The organism is Paenibacillus sp. JNUCC32 (genome assembly GCF_014863545.1).
Classification (GTDB): domain Bacteria; phylum Bacillota; class Bacilli; order Paenibacillales; family Paenibacillaceae; genus Paenibacillus_AQ; species Paenibacillus_AQ lautus_A.
The window spans coordinates 4,667,501-4,685,392 of record NZ_CP062260.1 but is presented as its reverse complement, the minus strand read 5'-3'; the positions used below and the strand labels follow the sequence as shown (position 1 = coordinate 4,685,392).

The 17,892-nt window shown below is 53.3% G+C and carries 10 protein-coding genes and 1 riboswitch; all 10 genes read left to right on the top strand.

All coding sequences use genetic code 11. From position 1 onward, the window contains the following. Positions 1–82 precede the first annotated feature (82 nt). Positions 83–1,786 carry an extracellular solute-binding protein gene (locus JNUCC32_RS20805; protein WP_192569717.1) on the top strand — a complete coding sequence of 568 codons (1,704 nt, stop codon included), beginning with the start codon at positions 83–85 and terminating at the stop codon, positions 1,784–1,786. Between the two features lie 86 nt (positions 1,787–1,872). After that, positions 1,873–2,832 carry an ABC transporter permease gene (locus JNUCC32_RS20800; RefSeq protein ID WP_036664362.1) on the top strand — a complete coding sequence of 320 codons (960 nt, stop codon included), beginning with the start codon at positions 1,873–1,875 and terminating at the stop codon, positions 2,830–2,832. Beyond that, positions 2,832–3,791 (top strand): carbohydrate ABC transporter permease, encoded by a 960-nt coding sequence (locus JNUCC32_RS20795; protein ID WP_192569716.1) that lies wholly within the window; start codon positions 2,832–2,834, stop codon positions 3,789–3,791. The genes JNUCC32_RS20800 and JNUCC32_RS20795 overlap by 1 nt, the downstream gene beginning before the upstream one ends. A gap of 57 nt (positions 3,792–3,848) precedes the next feature. Further along, entirely contained in the window at positions 3,849–8,288 is a 4,440-nt protein-coding gene (locus JNUCC32_RS20790; RefSeq protein ID WP_228468793.1) for an endo-1,4-beta-xylanase, read from the top strand. 255 nt (positions 8,289–8,543) lie between these two features. Continuing rightward, the gene (locus JNUCC32_RS20785; RefSeq protein ID WP_192569715.1) at positions 8,544–9,551 is read left to right on the top strand and encodes an AAA family ATPase; all 1,008 of its coding nucleotides are present in this window, start codon (positions 8,544–8,546) and stop codon (positions 9,549–9,551) included. Continuing rightward, entirely contained in the window at positions 9,548–10,846 is a 1,299-nt protein-coding gene (locus JNUCC32_RS20780; RefSeq protein ID WP_192569714.1) for a DUF58 domain-containing protein, read from the top strand. Before JNUCC32_RS20785 ends, JNUCC32_RS20780 begins: the two co-directional genes overlap by 4 nt. Continuing rightward, a complete protein-coding gene (locus JNUCC32_RS20775; RefSeq protein WP_192569713.1) occupies positions 10,818–13,142 on the top strand; it encodes a transglutaminase-like domain-containing protein in 2,325 nt (774 codons plus the stop codon). The genes JNUCC32_RS20780 and JNUCC32_RS20775 overlap by 29 nt, the downstream gene beginning before the upstream one ends. 78 nt (positions 13,143–13,220) lie before the next feature. Continuing rightward, entirely contained in the window at positions 13,221–14,759 is a 1,539-nt protein-coding gene (gene guaA, locus JNUCC32_RS20770; protein ID WP_096776979.1) for a glutamine-hydrolyzing GMP synthase, read from the top strand. A gap of 154 nt (positions 14,760–14,913) precedes the next feature. Continuing rightward, on the top strand, positions 14,914–15,852 hold the full coding sequence (locus tag JNUCC32_RS20765) for an NADP-dependent oxidoreductase (protein ID WP_192569712.1): 939 nt from the start codon (positions 14,914–14,916) through the stop codon (positions 15,850–15,852). A gap of 282 nt (positions 15,853–16,134) precedes the next feature. Continuing rightward, a riboswitch (purine riboswitch) is annotated at positions 16,135–16,233 on the top strand. Positions 16,234–16,445: 212 nt separating this feature from the next. After that, entirely contained in the window at positions 16,446–17,816 is a 1,371-nt protein-coding gene (locus JNUCC32_RS20760) for an NCS2 family permease (protein WP_192569711.1), read from the top strand. Positions 17,817–17,892: the final 76 nt, after the last annotated feature.

The window sequence follows — 17,892 nt, the reverse complement described above, 5'->3', positions numbered from 1 at the left end:
AAAGCGCTTTTAAAATAAAGGAAGGTTACATGAAGAGGCGTATCGACCAACGATGTAACCACATTATGACGGAGGTGCTTTTATGGGGGGTAAGACAAAATCATGGCTTCGGCTCAGCACGGTGTTGCTGTTATCGCTTTGCATCGGCCTTACGGGCTGCGGGGGCGGAAACGGGAATAGCGGGGCCCAGCCGGAAGCAAAGGACTCCGCAGAACAAACAACACCCGGGACGGACGGGGATAAGATCGAACCATTTGAGGTGAGTGTTTTTATCGGTCAGCCCGACCAGCAACCAACACCTGACAACAAGATTTATAAATTAATCAGGGAAAAGACAGGAGCATCCTTCAAATTCGAGTTCCTGGCAGGCGATATTGACCAGAAGCTCGGCGTTATGATTGCAGGCGGCGATTATCCGGACATGATGACAGCGAATCAAAAGCTGACAGCTGCCGGTGCCTTTATCCCGCTCGAGGATTTGATTGAAGAACATGCGCCAAACTTGAAGAAGCATTATGAGAAGTACTGGAACATGATGAAAGACCCGAATGACGGTCATATTTACAATCTTCCAAACTACGGTGTAACGAATGCTGATGTTACCTCGTCTTATTATTCGGGCCCAGCCTTCTGGATTCAGAAGGACGTATTGGCAGAGGCAGGATATCCAGAGGTTAAAACCTTGGATCAATATTTTGACATCATTAAACAATACAAGGAAAAGCATCCGACCATCGACGGTACCCCGACGATCGGCTTTGAAATTCTGAACTATGACTGGAAAAACTGGGGCCTGTTCAATGCTCCTCAGCATTTGATCGGTCATCCGAATGACGGCGGTGTAGTTGTTAAAGACGGCAAGGCGGAAATTTTTGCCGATAAGGACTATGCCAAACGTTATTATAAAAAGCTGAACGAAATGAATGCCCTGGGTATCATCGATAAGGAAACGTTCACCCAGAACTTTGACCAGTATATGGCGAAAATCTCCAGCGGTGCAGTTCTTGGCATGTTTGACCAGCACTGGAACTTCCAAAGCGCAGAGGACGCGCTGATTACTCAGAAGAAAGATGAAAGAACGTATGTCGGTCTTCCGCTTGTATTTGATGAAAGTATCAAGGATCATTACAAAGATCGTCCGGCTCTGAACCTCAACAACGGTTTCGGGATCACGGTCAACGCATCCGAAGAGCAGGCAATCAGAATTATCAAATTGTTGGATACGCTGATTCAAGAAGATTGGCAAAAAATCTTGTCCTGGGGGATCGAAGGGGAAGATTACATTGTCAAGGACGGCCGCTTCATGAAAACGCAAGAGCAGCGCGATCTGTTTACCGATGCAACCTGGAAGCTCGCGAATAAAGCCGATTCTTTCCACGGTCAAGCACCAAAAATGGAAGGTTTATTCTCGGACGGCAACGCTACGGACGGCGCTGCACAGCCTGAAGAAATGGTAGCCGCTTTGAGAGAGTATGACAAGAACTTCCTTGCCCAATACGGTTTCAACAGCTATGTTGACTTCTTCAGTCCAGCCCCTGAGAACGAGATTGCTTACCCGGCATGGTCGGTCGACCTGGTAGACGGATCTGAGGCGAAAATCGTGAATACGAAGCAAAATGAGTTGTCCACGAAGTACTTGCCAAAAGCCATTCTTGCTAAACCGGAAGAATTCGACAGCGTCTGGGATGAGTACGTCACTGATATCCGCAAGCTCAACATCAAGGCTTATGAGGATCGGATTAATGAAGTGCTGCAATGGAGAAGAGACACTTGGTCTGTTAAGTAAAGCAGCGGAAGGTACATGAATCGGAAACGGGAAGGCTTCTTGCCTTCCTTGTTTACGAAATATGGGGTTTTGGGGAGAACAAACTTATGGAAGAGACCGTAGTCAAAGACTCTGCCGTCCGCAAGCCTAAGACAAACAAGAAAATCACCTGGGCCGTACTCAAAGAACAGAGACAGTTGATCTATATGTCGGTGCCTCTGATGGCTTACATCATCTTGTTTGCCTACGTTCCTATTTGGGGATGGACCATGGCTTTCCAAGACTACAAGCCGGCTAGAGACTTTAGTGAACAGAAGTGGGTAGGCTTTAAACATTTTGAATTCCTTTTTAAGGACGATAGTTTCCTGCAAGTGCTTCGCAATACGCTCGCAATGAGTGTTATCAATATGATTCTCGGCTTTACGACTGCAATTATCCTTGCATTGTTACTGAATGAAATCCGGAAAGTATTTTGGAAAAGAACCGTACAGACGATCTCCTATCTTCCGCACTTTCTATCCTGGATCATCGTAACCGGGATTGTGGCGACGAGCTTGGCTTCGGACGGAATCATCAATGATGTCCTTATGAAGCTGCATCTCATCAAGGAGCCGATCCAATGGCTCAGTGAAGGCAAATACTTCTGGGGAATCGTCGGAGCGTCGCATGTTTGGAAAGAAGTCGGCTGGAATACGATTATATATTTGGCTGCGATGGCATCCATCGACCCGGCGCTTTATGAGGCTGCCGATATGGACGGGGCAAGCCGCTATCGGAAAATGTTCCATGTTACTTTGCCGGGCATTAAGCCAACGATCATTATTCTGTTGATCATGCAGGTCGGTCACATTCTGGAAGCAGGCTTCGAGGTTCAATACTTGCTGGGCAACGGTCTTGTTGTCGACTGGTCGCAAACGATTGACATTTTCGTGCTGAAGTACGGGCTTGCCCAAGGCAATTACTCATTAGCAACGGCTGCCGGTATATTTAAAACGGTCGTTAGTGTGACGCTGTTATTGATTGCAAACGGAGTCGCGAAACGGCTAGGGGAAGAGAGGCTGCTATAGTGGACAATCAAACAATCAGCCCTGGGCCAGCAACTGCTGCCGCAGCGACTAAACCTGTCAGAAAAAAAAGCGTAGAGCCGATCCTTTTTAATACATTCAATACCTTGTTTATGATTGGTCTTGTCGTTGTCACATTATATCCTTTCTTGAATACGATCGTCGTTTCCCTGAATGCGGGGAATGATACGATCCGAGGCGGAATCTATCTCTGGCCAAGGGAATTTACCTGGCAGAATTACAAGGCGGTATTCGCTTCTGGAACGATATATGACGCGTTCTGGATTTCCGTGGCAAGAACGGTGCTGTCGACGCTGCTGAATCTGGGTCTGACCACGATGCTGGCATATACGCTGAGCCGCCGGGAATATGTATTTCGTAAGCCGATTACCTTGATCTTTATTCTGACGATGTACTTTAACGCAGGTTTGATTCCTGGATACTTTCTGATGAAGGACTTGAATCTGATTAATTCGTTCTGGGTATATGTGATCCCGTCGATGATCAGCGCATTCAATATGATCGTTATCCGGACGTATATCGGAACGATTCCGGAAAGCTTGGTCGAATCGGCAAGAATCGACGGAGCCGGAGATTTCAAAATCTTCATCCGGATCATCTTCCCGCTGTGTAAACCGGTGCTGGCAACCATTGCACTGTTCGTGGCCGTGGGGGCTTGGAACTCCTGGTTCGATGCATTCATCTATACCTCCTCCCGCCAAGAGCTGAGCACTTTGCAGTATGAGCTGATGAAGCTGCTGTCATCCAGTATGAACGCGAACAGCAACCCGGCAGTAGCTGCCGGCGCAGGGATGACGAAGGACTCTGCGGTGAACATGGTAACGCCGATTTCGATTCGCGCTGCCGTAACGGTCGTGGCATCGGTTCCGATTCTGCTGGTTTATCCGTTCATGCAGAAATATTTTGTCGTTGGGTTGAACGTAGGCAGCGTCAAAGAATGACCAGGATTTTGCTAGTGGACAGATCATACATGCAACCGATGAGGAGGCAAGCATTCCGTGTCTAAGAGAACGATCTTTAGAAAGATCAGCCTGATGCTGATCGGGTTCATGCTGCTCATTCCGCCCAGCTGGAGTGCGGCGGCACATACGCCCGCCGATCAGGATCTTGTGATACACCATCATTTCGATGGCGGGACGGAGGGGTGGTTTAAGCGGGGGACGGAGACGGTGACTTCCGCGACCTATGCCTATGAAGGGACAGGGAGTTTATTGACGGAGGGAAGGACGGCGACATGGAACGGACCGGGGTTTAATCTAGCCGCCACGAATCGGCTGGACAAGGGAGCGACATATGAAATTTCCGCTTATGTCCATCTGAAGGAGGGCACCCAAGGGTCTCAGAAGCTTCAGCTTGCCATGCAGCAAACCGGAGCCGAGCCGGAATACGTGAACTTCAGCAGCCCGGTCGATGTAACCGCCGACGGGTGGGTGGAGGTAAAAGGCCGTTATAAATACGATGCCAATGCATCAGCCCTGCAGGTGTATCTGCAGAGTCCGAGCAGTCCGGACGTCGCTTATTATATGGACGAATTCAAAGTCCGGCTGATTGAGCCGGCACCGGACCCGGGCAATGGGGTGCCGGGAGGAGAGAATACGGTCGTATGGGATTTTGAAGACGGAACGACGATGGATTGGGGACCTCGCGATTCGGAGACCGTAGAAGCTGTGCCAGAAGCAGCCCGTAGCGGCGGCTACGGCTTAAAGGTCCATGATCGGACGAACAGCTGGAACGGGCCCATCCAGGACGTCAAAGACATCATGATGAGCCAAAAAACGTATACGATCTCAGCCTATGCCAGGCTTGAGCAGGCTCCTGCCGCTGCGGTCAAACTATCGCTTTCGATGGAGAATAAAGCGGCGGGCGCAGCAGAGACGTCCTATACGACCCTCGCCTCAGCTTCCGCGAGCGGCACGGAGTGGGTGGAACTGAAAGGAACCTTCGGCTTCAGCTCGGATATGGAAACATTGAAGCTGTACGTGGAAACCTCGGATCTTTCCAATTTCTATGTCGATGACATTAAGCTCGCTCTGCCGGGCTCCATTCAGACGGATATTCCCGCCCTGAAGGATGTGTATCGGGAGTATTTCGAGATCGGGGCAGCCGTGGAGCCCAAGCATCTGTCCGGCGTGCACAAGGAGCTTCTGGATTATCATTACAACTCGCTTGTTGCCGAGAACGTGATGAAACCGGAATCTCTCAATCCGAGAGAGGGAACCTATAACTTTACCAACGCGGATCTGATCAGGGATTATGCCAGGGATCATGATATGAACCTCCGGTTCCATACGCTGCTGTGGCATCAGCAGGGCGCCGAATGGATGCTGAAGGACGACAAGGGCCAATATCTTGAAGCCACGCCGGAGAACAAAGCGCTCGTCCTTCAGAGGCTGGAAGCTTATATCCATGAGGTGGCCGGCCGTTACAAGGGAGATGTCCGCGATTGGGACGTCGTGAATGAGGTCATTGACGAAGGGCGTCCGGACGGCATGCGGGACAGCCAGTGGTACCGGATAACGGGACTCGACTATATCCGGACCGCATTTCATGCGGCGCGAGACGCAGCCGGACCCGAGGCCAAGCTGTACATCAACGATTACAGCACGCACAACCCGAAGAAACGCGATTATTTGCTGAATCTCGTAAAACAGCTGAAGGCGGAAGGCGTTCCGATCGATGGCGTGGGCCATCAAACGCATATCAATATCAGCGGGCCCTCCATCCAGCAAATCTCGGATTCCATCCGGATGTTCGGCGAGGCGGGATTTGATAATCAGCTTACCGAGCTGGACGTTTCGGTGTACACGAACAATACCGACGCCTTCCAGACCGTTCCTCAGGAATTGCTCGACAAGCAAGGCTATCGGTACAAAGAGCTGTTTGAAGAATTGAAGCGGCTGGACCAAATGGGCGTTGATGCAGGCGTGGAGGGTGGCTGGATCAGCAATGTCACCCTGTGGGGGATTGCAGACGACCATACCTGGCTGCATGACCGTCCCGCGGGGACGGGCCGCCAGGATGCCCCGTTTCCTTTTGACAAGCAATATCAGGCCAAGCCAGCTTATTGGGGAATGGTCGATCCCTCCAGGCTAACGATTGTGAGAAAAACCGGAATGGCTGTGGAGGGTAAGGCCGTCATCGACGGACAACCGGATGCTTCCTGGAATCTGGTTCCGGCATTTAAGACGGAGAAGCTGGGATCGTTGTCTGCCGAATTTAAGACGCTATGGGACAAGGACCATATCTATGTCAGGGTTGACGTGAAAGACGGATCGATAGCCCCGGGGGATCAGGTTGATATCTTCGCGGTGGTGAACGGTACCCTGCAAGAATCCCGGATTCAGCGCGGAGCCGCCAACACGGCAGAGACCGCGGGAGGTTACGCGGGGGAGGCTCTTCTCCAGCTACGCGGAACAGGGGCATTGGGCAGCGACATTTATTTCGATGTCAGGGTAACGGATTCCGGTTCGGATGACGGTTCCGAGCATGGCAAGAACGGAGCGGTGGTGTCCTGGAGCGATCCAAGGCATGCCCAGGAGAGCGATCAAGACGGACTCGGCATACTTACGCTCGCTGCTGCGCCGAAATCGGCCCAGGCCCGCTACGGCACCCCGAAGGTGGACGGAGAGCTGGACGACGTCTGGAAGGACGCCGCGGAACTGGCAACCGACGTGTGGGTCGAGGGTAACAGTGGCGCAACCGCAACATTCCGGACGCTATGGGATGAGAATTACCTGTATGTTTACGCCGTGGTTAGCGACGGCTTGTTGTCGGATGCGAGCCCCAACGTATGGGAGCAGGATTCGGTAGAGATTTTTGTGGATCAGAATAATGGAAAGACGGATGCTTACCAAGAAGATGATGGACAGTACCGGATGAACTTCAATAATCTGCGCTCCTTTGGCGGTTATGCGGGCGAGGATAACTTCACTTCGGCAGCGAAGGTGACCGACGGGGGATATGTCGTTGAAGCAGCGATCCGCCTCGACAAGATCAAGCCTGAGAAAGGGACGGTCATCGGATTCGATTTGCAGGTGAACAACGATGAAGACGGCCAGGGCACAAGAGACAGCGTGGCCATCTGGTCGGATCCGACGGGCCAGTCCTATCAAAACACGTCCAGGTTCGGCGTGCTGGAATTCACGAAGAGCTCCGCTCCTGGCGGAGGAGACGGAAACGGCGGAGAACATAACGGCGGCGGTGACGGAGGAAGCGGTGCAAACGCGGGCGGTGGCGGAAGCAGTACAAGTCCAGCTCCGAACACGCCTTCACTCGAAATCCGGAACAATGACGGGCGGATTCTCGCTGTAGTCTCGAGCCAAGTCCTTCAGCAGGCATTGGACAGGGCGGCAGCCGGCGTGGAAGGACCGAAGCGAGCAATCGTGGCTATCCCGGCTCAAACAGAGGCCCAGTCCTACGAAATTCAATTGCCGGGCAAGTGGCTGCTGGGGAACTCGGAGGTTGTGTTGATCCTCCAAACGGAGTTCGGCGCACTGGAGCTGCCAAGCGCATGGGTTCGGGGAGCCGGAGTAAAGGATACGGAAACCGTCGCGCTGCGTCTGGCGAAAGCTTCGGGCAGCAATCTGGGTGCAACCCTTCGCGAGGAGATCGGTGATCGTCCGGTGTTCCGGGTAGAGGCTCTTGCCGGCGACCGGGCCCTGTCGTGGAGATCGGGCAAAGCTCGCTTGATCTGGTCGGTGCCTTACACACCAACCAAGGAAGAGCTGGCACAACCGGACCATATCTTTGTCAGGGAGATCGATGCCAACGGGCAAGGCGGGCCTCTTCCTAACAGCCGTTATGATGCGAAACAGGGGATCGTTCGCGCAGCGCTGCCGCATGGCGGCACGTTTGCAGTCGCTTCCGCATTCAAGACGTTTCATGACCTGAAGCATGTGCCGTGGGCGATCGATGCGATCGAAACGATGGCATCCCGCGGATTTATCCAAGGGGTAAGCGAAACGATGTTCGATCCCCAGAACGAAATCACCCGGGCCGAATTCCTCGTTATGCTCGTACGCGTGCTGGAACTGGAAGGTTCGGGCGAAGGCCGGGCAGCATTCGGAGATGTTACGTCTTCGGCCTATTATTACAAACACGTGCAAATCGCCTCAGAGCTTGGGCTCGTTCAAGGCGTCGGCGGAAATCGTTTCTCGCCGGACACGCCGATGACGCGCCAGGACATGATGCTGATCACGCAGCGTGCCCTGGAGGCGGCAGGCAGGAAGCTGGAGGGCGAAGGGGCGCTGGATGCTTTTGCCGATGGGGATGAGGTTGCCGAATATGCCAAATCGAGTGCAGCTCTGCTTGCAGGGTCGGGCATCGTGAACGGCATGAACGGCAAAATCGCGCCGAAGGCTTACTTTACGCGTGCCCAGGCAGCCGTGATTCTGGACCGGATTTGGAATTGGGAACTGATTAAGGCCGTGAATCGTTAATGCGATGATCGGACGTGAACGATGAAAAGCAGCATGTACGTATGAATGAGATGGAGGCCACCCGTTGCAACGGGCTGGCCTTTTTCGTGCAGTTCCTCCAGGCCAGGCGGGCGGCGCGCTATGAATCATGCGGGACAGGCGAATCCTTTTCTAGCAAAAGACGTCTATCTTCGTGCTTTCTTGGAAAACCTATTCATAGATTCAAGATTCTAAGCTAGCGCTATTAAATAATCTATGAATATAGGTTGGAGGTTGATGTACTTGTATCGTTCATCCGTTCATGCTGAAGAAGCCGATCATCCGGAGTGGGCGCCAGATCTTCTGGGGAGGGTTACCAAACGGATCGGCAGCGTTATCGTCGGACATGAGGAGCAAATTTCGTTAACGATGATTGCCTTGCTGGCCGGGGGCCATGTGCTGCTGGAGGACGTGCCGGGAGTCGGGAAGACCATGCTGGTGAAGTCGGTGGCTGCGTTAATCGGCTGCGATTTCAGCCGCATTCAGTTCACTTATGACCTGATGCCAGGGGACATTACGGGCGCATCGGTCTATTATCCGCACACGGGAGAATTTGTATTTAGGCCCGGACCGGTGATGTCCAATATCGTGTTGGCCGATGAGATTAACCGGGCATCGCCGCGGGCGCAATCCGCGCTGCTGGAGGCGATGGAAGAGGAGCGCGTCACTGTGGACGGCCATACGTATCCGCTGCCTGCCCCGTTCTTCCTGCTGGCAACGCAAAATCCGTACGAATATGAAGGCACAAGCCGCCTGCCGGAGGCGCAGCTGGATCGATTTTTGATGAGATTATCGCTGGGCTATCCCAACATGGAAGGCGAATTGGAGCTGCTGGAGCGGGGAATGGGCAGTTCCAGACTGGAGGATCTGAAGCCGATCATGATGGGCTCCGAGCTCATCCGGATGCAGCAGAGCGTGTCCCGCGTCTTCGTGGATGACACCATCAAACGCTACATGGTCAGTGTGGTCGATGCTTCCCGAAGGCAGCAGGGCGTATCCCTGGGCATCAGTCCGAGAGGGACATTAGCGTGGCTCCGTGCTTCGCAGGCAGCAGCATTTTTGACAGGACGAATGTATGTCATCCCGGATGACTGCCTGCGCGTTGCCGTACCGGTGCTGACCCACCGGATTCACCTCGGTCATGATGCACGAGCAGCCGGCGTGACTCCTTATGAAATGGTAGAATCCATCCTTACGAGGTTTGATCTGCCGCGCCAGCGCAGCCGGAAGGGAAGCACCTCATGAGACGGCGTCTGCTGGAATGGTTGAGAGGCATAGCCATCTGGTCGGTGTCTTTGGGGCTCTATCTTTGGTTAGGCGGGGAATCGCTGCGGCTTGTTTGGTGGGCATCCACGATTCTATTGCTTGGAGGGGCTATGACGAGCTTGCTCGGTCCGACCCGAATCACCATCTCGCACACAAGCTCCCCTTTGTGCATACAGGCTGGAGACTCCGTCCAGATGACGGTTCATGTTGCCTATCGTTGCATTCTTCCCCTGCCATGGCTTATCATCACCGACCGCATCGGCAGCAGGACATATCGCAAACTGCTGTTCCCGGGCATGCGGCGACGACTTGAGTATACCTACCGACTGAACCAGGTTCCCCGCGGAGTCTGGTCTTCGATCTATAGCGAGATGGAATGGGGCGATCTGTTCGGCTGGTTCAGGACAAACCGAAGTCTGCTCAGCGATTCGGGCGGCCTGATCGTGCTGCCAAAGCCCGCGGAGTGGCCTGTGGCCCAGATGCCCATGCATGGAAGCGATATGGATACGGAAGATGAACGCGTACGCTTCAACGTTTGGAATGAAATGAGAGGATCGGGCGTGCGCGATTATGTTCCAGGGGATCCCATGAATCGGATTCATTGGAAGAATTCCGCGAAGCTTGGCCGCTTGCAATCTTTTATGCCTCATGAGGGCTTTGGAGCAAGGCAGGGCGTTGTGCTGGATACATCGCTCCAAGGGTATGAGGGCCATGAAGCCCGGAAACCGCAGGAAGTATTTGAAGAAGCGGTATCGGCTGCAGCGGGAATGGTATCCCGGCTTATACGCTATAGAATCCCCTATCAATTATGCATGGATGGGACGGATTTAGAGGGTTCATCGATTGAACGCAAAGGCGGGTCCAAGGGGCAGCCGGATTCGTTGGTGCCTCTGGCCTCTGTTCAGCTAACCGGGAATGATCCGATGCGGAACCGAAGATTCCAGCAATCCTTCAATCCCTCGCAAAAGAATACGGATTGGGCTATCATCACCGGGTACTTCCATCAGGGTGCCGCTGTCGCCGGCATAAGCCTCCTGAATGCGGGCTGCAGAAAGGTGACCATTTATTGCATTCAAAGCGTAAGCCGGTTGAAATTGGCTGAAAGCACAGCGGCGGCTCCATCGGAGAATCAGGCGCATCCGCCGTGGGCGCAGGAATTTTTCGGCAAAGGCGGGAAGCTGGTGTATGTACATGAAAAACCAGCAGTAGAGGTAGGGCACCCTATCAAGATCGGAGGTGCCGTCCATGACAGGACCGGACAGCTCGCCCGTTAGGGCTGGCGGCAATCGGGCAGCCGGGTCATTCGGATCAAGGAATGTGCCTTCGGTATTCGTTTCCAGATTGTCGCACGGAACGCTGCTTCATCGCATATTAATTACGCTGCCGGTGACGGGACTTCTGTCAGAGTGGCTCTTGCCCCTTCGGAATGCGGGTGAAACAGGCGGCCGGTTTGTGCTGGAAACCTTATTCCTATGGGCTTTGTTTCTGCTGCTTCAAGGGTTGTTTACATGGCGAGGCTGGGTGTGGCTGCCGCTGAATGCCGGGCTGGTGGTCTGGCTTTGTTCCCGGTTGTTTGAATATAGCGATCCGCTCGCATGGCTGTCCGATTACGCTTCGCTGATACTTCCAGGCGACGCTTCGGCTTTCAGAAATGCGTGGGAGTTTACGATCTTAAGCCAGGAAACGAGGACGATCATCCTGCTTGTCGGCTGGGGCATCATGGTATCCGCAGTGCATATGCTGGCTCTGTATCGCCGGACCGTTTGGCTGTTTGGCGGTTCGACGCTGGTTTATTTGGCGGTGCTGGAGTCTGCCATGGAAGAAAGCCTCTATGGGGATATGCTGCGCGCGGTGCTGTACATGTTGCTGGCCCAGGGCATGATGCTTATCCTTAAGCTGAAGCAGGAAACCGTGGAGGGAACCTCTTCGGAAATGGTCCTCCCCGAACCAATGCGAACCGGCCGCTTGTCCGGGCTGCCAGTGCTGCGCTGGAGCCTGTTTGTGCTGCTGGCCTCCGTTCTGATCGCGGGGATTACCCGAGTAGGAGGGGGCTTGGGCGAGCCTTCGCCAGGCATGGGATTGAGTGTGGCGGAAATGGCGGAACGACTGGCGGGATGGGGGGATCGGCTCCGCGGAAATAAGGAACCGTCGATTCCTGCCTCCCAGGTTGCGGGATATGCTTCCCAAGGAGAAGATTTGGGAGGCCCTCTGACGCTCAGCGATGCATTGTATTTTACGGCGCAATCGCCTGTACCGACGTATTGGCGCGGAGACACGTATAATCGATATGACGGCCGGAAATGGGATGCAGATCCCTCCATCCGCAAGCCAGTCAAGCTATTGGAGGACCTGAGCGGTTTCCTGCCGTATTGGGAGCGTCCTTCTGGAGAGACGATCGTGCAGTCGCTGACTTTTGTACGGGAGACCCCCGTCCCATCTTTGCTGTCGGGAGGTATTATTACCCGCGTGAAGGAGATGCATTCTTCCAAAGAGCGAGGTGCGCCAAGGTTGGCCGTCGACAGGCTGTCCGAAACGATTTCCTTGCAAGGCGAGAGGGCGGTGTCCGGTTATACCGTAGAGACTTTATACGCGCAGCCGGAGGAGGAAGCGCTCCGCAGGGCGAGCGGGGACGATCCCGAATATATGGAAGAAATGTATCTGGAGCTTCCCGAGGAACTGCCCTCCAGGGTGAAGGATTTAGCGCGGAAGATTACATCGGACGCCGCGGGCAGGTATGAAACGGCGCAAGCTATCGAATCCTATTTGGAGCAGAACTATACGTATACGCTGCAAACCTCCGTGCCACCGGAGGGCCGGGATTTTACGGATCATTTTTTGTTCGATGCGAAGGAAGGGTACTGCGTTCATTTTGCTACGGCGATGACCGTCTTACTCCGATCCGAGGGCATCCCCGCACGCTATGTGACGGGATTCGCGCCTGGCGATCGGGTGGCCGGCACGATGGATCGTTACGAGGTCGCCCAAAAGAATGCGCATGCGTGGGTGGAAGTGTTTTTCCCGGGAGAGGGGTGGGTCCTGTTTGATCCGACTCCGGGCTTTGGGGTCGAGGGGAGGTCCATGCCTTCGGCTGCCGGCGATTCCGGCTCCGCCGGAATGATGTCATGGCATACCTTGTGGAGTACCATGATCTACGCTGCCGTAAAAGTGCTCCTTGTGATATCCGCCATCGGTCCCGTGATGTTCGGGGTCGCGCTTTTGTTGATCCTCCCTCTTATTGTGGCCGTCATTTGCCGAATTCCGGCCGTACGCCAAAGTTGGGCCTTCATGAGGATGGCCCGGACGATAGCGGTCAGCGGGCGGGAGGGACTCGTATCGGCGGCGGTATGGGTCTGGGACAAGCTGCAGCGCAGGTATGGGGATCTGGAAAGAGGGCAGACCATGCGTCAATACGTCAGCGCCCTGTCGATTGCCGATGCCGAATTCAGGGCGGAGCTGGAGGCATTCGCGTCGCGCTGGGAGCGGGCTGCGTACCAGGATGAACCGTGGTCCCGTACGGAAAAAGTACTCTTTTTGCGCCAATGCATTCGAATTGTCAAAAAACTGGCATGAAAACAAAGGGCCCTCTTTCTTGACGGTATGAATTGGGGTTGCGTATAATTAATTTCATTAATCAAGGGAGGCCCGGTAATGAATAAGCCTAATGAAATCATCGTCGTTTTGGACTTCGGTGGACAGTACAACCAACTTATAGCACGACGCATTCGCGATCTTGGCGTTTATAGTGAGCTTCTGCCATACAATACGCCCGTCGAGAAGATTAAAGATCTCTCCCCGCGCGGCATTGTTTTCTCAGGAGGTCCTTCCAGCGTGTATTCCGAGAATGCACCGCATGTGGATCCTGCCATTTACGATCTGGGACTGCCTATCTTCGGCATTTGCTACGGCATGCAGCTGATGGCTCAGCAGCTGGACGGAAAAGTAGAGCGTGCTTCGAAGCGCGAATACGGTAAGGCCGAATTGGAGTTCGCTCCAAACTCGACGCTTGTCAAAGGGATTGAGCAAAAACAAACCGTATGGATGAGTCATGGCGATCACGTGGTATCGCTGCCTTCCGGCTTCAAGCTGGATGCAGGAACGGAGTCCGCTCCGATCGCCGCGATGAGTAACGAAGACAAGAAGCTGTACGCCGTGCAATTCCATCCGGAGGTTCGCCACTCCGTCCATGGTAACGAAATGATTAAGAATTTCCTGTACGAAGTGTGCGGCTGCGAAGGCAACTGGAGCATGGAGACTTTCATCGAGGATCAGGTTCGCGAAATCCGTGAAGTGGTCGGCGAGCAAAAAGTGCTGTGCGCGTTGAGCGGCGGCGTTGATTCCTCCGTTGTGGCCATGCTGATTCACAGAGCCATCGGCGATCAGCTGACATGCATGTTCATCGATCATGGACTGCTGCGCAAGGGCGAGGCCGAGAGCGTAATGGAGACCTTTGTCGGCAAGTTCGACATGAAGGTCGTCAAGATTGACGCTCAGGAGCGTTTCATGTCCAAGCTGAAGGGCGTGGACGATCCGGAGAAAAAACGTAAAATCATCGGCAACGAGTTCATCTACGTATTCGATGAGGAATCCAGCAAGTTCGATGATTTCGCATTCCTGGCTCAAGGCACGCTGTATACCGACATCGTGGAGAGCGGAACGGACACGGCACATACGATCAAGTCCCACCACAATGTCGGCGGGCTGCCTGAAGACATGAAATTCGAGCTCATCGAGCCGCTCAAAGCCCTCTTTAAGGACGAAGTTCGCAAAGTCGGCGAAGAGCTTGGCTTGCCGGACGAGATCGTTCATCGTCAGCCTTTCCCTGGCCCGGGTCTTGCGATTCGCGTACTGGGCGAAGTAACGGAGGACAAGCTGCAAATCGTCCGCGACTCCGACTACATCCTGCGCGAGGAAATCGCGAAGGCTGGTCTGGATCGCGAAATCTGGCAGTATTTCACGGCGCTTCCGAACATGAAGAGCGTCGGCGTTATGGGTGATGCGCGCACGTATTCCTACACCGTAGGCATCCGCGCCGTAACCTCCATCGACGGCATGACAGCGGACTGGGCGCGCATCCCATGGGATGTGCTGGAGAAAATCTCCGTCCGCATCGTGAACGAAGTCGAGAACGTCAACCGCATCGTGTACGATGTTACTTCCAAGCCGCCAGCAACGATCGAGTGGGAGTAATTTTTATACTGCTGCACTAAACATAAAAACCTTCAAATCCACATCCGTGGGATTGAAGGTTTTTTTGTGTTGGTCAACGAGCTTTCCTCTTTAAACATGGGTGAGCGAGCTTTAGGGAAGTCGAACCAAGACCGAACCTGTGAGGAGGAAAAGAATGAAAGCTATCGTCATTGACCGTTATGGTGGCAAGGAAGAGCTTCAGGAAAGAGAAGTACCTACTCCTGCACCGCAAGCGCATCAGGTCTTAGTCAAAGTGGCCGCCACCTCGATCAACCCAATTGACTGGAAGCTTCGAGAAGGCCATTTAAAACAAATGATGGATTGGGAGTTTCCCATTATTTTAGGATGGGATGTTGCCGGGACCATTTCGGAAATCGGGAGCGAGGTAACGGATTGGAGAGTGGGGGACGAAGTGTTTGCCCGCCCGGAAACGACCCGTTTTGGCACATATGCCGAATTTACTTTGGTGGATGACCACCTGTTGGCACGCAAGCCTGCTGCTATCTCATGGGAGGAAGCGGCATCCGTTCCGCTCGCGGGACTCACTGCTTGGCAGGCGCTGTTTACACATGGTGAACTGACCAAAGAAGAGAAGGTATTGATTCATGCAGGCGCTGGCGGCGTCGGCATGTTCGCTATCCAGTTTGCCAAACAAGCGGGTGCTTACGTCATAACGACCGCCAGCGAACGCAATCATGAACTGCTGGCCTCACTCGGTGCTGATCGGATGGTCGATTATCGGACGACCCGATTTGAAGATGAATTATCGGATGTGGACGTTGTGTTCGATACGATGGGCGGTGACGTGCAGAAGAACAGCTTTAAAGTACTGAAACAGCATACCGGGCGAATCATATCGATTGTCAGCGATTTTGATGAAGAACTGGTAAGAAAATACGACGTGACCGCCAAAAATATATGGCTGGATCCCAATGGCCAGCAGCTTCAGGAAATAGCCGATATGTTAGAGCAAAAAAAGGTAAGAGCCGTCGTGGGAGCTACGTTTCCTTTTTCGCGAAAAGGGCTCTACGATGCCCACGCATTAAGTGAGACCCACCATGCTGTCGGTAAAATAGCCATAAGTTTCTCCTAAGGAGATAGACGATCCGATTTCATCCTGCCTGTCCGGTTTCGACCCGCGTCTGCCACCATCGGATGTAAAACACCTCACCGGGCGGATTTCGATGATCATGTGCGCATCTTCCCAGGTTTTTGGGTTGTTTCTAGTCGTATGTAGGTCAGTTGTCCTAGAGCGGAAAGCTTTTGGAAAGGTAATTCCCGAACGTTTCTTTAAATTGACAAGTTTAATATTCGTTTTTGTTGTTGACAAGGTTGGGCTTCTCGTCCTAGAATATGTGTAGAAACCGACACGACAACTACAAATAACGAGCTTTTTCGTATAATCCCGGGAATGGGCCCGGGAGTCTCTACAGGTCACCGTAATGATCTCGCTACGAAAAGAAGAGCGGCAATATAATGATGCGGACTCGTCCAGCATTCGAGATCGGCCTGCAAGCAGGAGCAACAACGCTCCAATGCAGCAGACCGGTTATTCGATAAGGATGCTGCCCGGCAGCATGCGAAAGATTGTTTTGCGGCTCTTTTTTCAAGCGACGGCCCTAGGGATCTATCCTTAGGGTTTATTTGTATGTTGCCGGTCATTAATTTAAGGGGGATATCTCTACAATGGAGCGTTTCTTTAAACTAAAGGAACACGGAACGAATGTAAGAACCGAGATTATCGCAGGCTTGACGACCTTTATGACCATGGCTTACATCCTGCTGGTCAACAATCTGTTCCTGGGTCCTGACGGCGCGGGCATTCCACAGGAAGGCGTATTCTTCGCTACCGCTGTTGGTGCCGGTCTCGTGACAATGGCCATGGGCTTTTTCGTTAACATTCCGGTTGCGCTGGCACCAGGCATGGGTTTGAATGCGTATTTCATGACAGTTGTATTAAGCTCGAACGGTGCGATTACTTGGCAGGCGGCGCTCGGTGCCGTATTCATCTCCGGTATCGTCTTCATCATTCTTACGGTAACCAAAGTCCGCCAAATGCTGTTGACGGCGGTTCCGAACAACTTGAAGATCGCCATTACCGTTGGTATCGGATTGTTCATCACGATCGTTGGCCTGAAGCTGGGCAATATCGTTACGGCTTCCATCAACCCGGGAACGGATATCTCTCATCCGGTACCAGGCGGTGCCTTCAATCTTGGTCTTGGAAATTTCGTTGAAAACAAGGATACGCTGCTTGCGATCATCGGGCTGTTCCTGATTGCCATCCTGATGGTCCTGAAGCTGAAAGGCGCACTGCTTATCGGTATCGTGCTGACGACGCTGATCGGTATTCCGATGGGCGTTACCGATCTGTCGGGTCTGAGCACCGCGAGCTGGATTCCTTCGTTCGATAATCTGGCTGTCGGTCAGATGGACTTGAAGGGTGCGCTCGGGATTGGTCTTATCGAAGTTATTTTCATCTTCACATTCGTCGAGCTGTTCGATACCTTCGGAACGCTGGTTGGTACGGCCGGTCGTGCCGGACTTCTGAAGAACAAAGAAGAAGGCGAGAAAAAGCTCGGCAAAGCGATGCTCGTGGATGCGGGCGGCGTAAGCGCAGGCGCATTCCTCGGAACTAGTACGATCACGGCCTTCGTAGAAAGTACTTCCGGTGTTGCTGAAGGCGGACGTACAGGCTTGACTGCGGTTACCACAGGCGTACTCTTCATACTGGCATTGTTCCTGGCTCCGATTGCACTGGTTGTTCCTTCGGCCGCTACGGCACCCGCACTTGTCATCGTCGGCGTCCTGATGATGAGCCAGGTACGCGATATCGAGTGGGACGATTTCATGCAAGCTTTCCCGGCATTCTTGACGATCATCCTGATGCCATTCACAGGCGGTATCGCGAACGGGATCTCCGCTGGTATCATTGCATATGTGATTCTTGCGGTATTCGGCAAATTGACTGGCCGCACGGATACCAAGGTGCATTGGCTGATGTGGATCTTGTTTGTGATTATCTTGATCCGATACGCGTTCCTCGGTGCAGAATAGTTAAATTCGAATCTAAATGATATACAAATAAAGCGAAAGCTCTGGGAGTCAGTCCCGAGCTTTCGCTTTTTTCTTA

Excerpts from the sequence above, each read along its gene's own strand:
- JNUCC32_RS20780 (WP_192569714.1), top strand. The coding sequence starts at position 9,548 with ATGAGACGGCGTCTGCTGGAATGGTTGAGAGGCATAGCCATCTGGTCG.
- JNUCC32_RS20800 (WP_036664362.1), top strand. The coding sequence starts at position 1,873 with ATGGAAGAGACCGTAGTCAAAGACTCTGCCGTCCGCAAGCCTAAGACA.
- JNUCC32_RS20765 (WP_192569712.1), top strand. The coding sequence starts at position 14,914 with ATGAAAGCTATCGTCATTGACCGTTATGGTGGCAAGGAAGAGCTTCAG.
- JNUCC32_RS20805 (WP_192569717.1), top strand. The coding sequence starts at position 83 with ATGGGGGGTAAGACAAAATCATGGCTTCGGCTCAGCACGGTGTTGCTG.
- JNUCC32_RS20785 (WP_192569715.1), top strand. The coding sequence starts at position 8,544 with ATGTACTTGTATCGTTCATCCGTTCATGCTGAAGAAGCCGATCATCCG.
- JNUCC32_RS20775 (WP_192569713.1), top strand. The coding sequence starts at position 10,818 with ATGACAGGACCGGACAGCTCGCCCGTTAGGGCTGGCGGCAATCGGGCA.
- JNUCC32_RS20760 (WP_192569711.1), top strand. The coding sequence starts at position 16,446 with ATGGAGCGTTTCTTTAAACTAAAGGAACACGGAACGAATGTAAGAACC.
- guaA (WP_096776979.1), top strand. The coding sequence starts at position 13,221 with ATGAATAAGCCTAATGAAATCATCGTCGTTTTGGACTTCGGTGGACAG.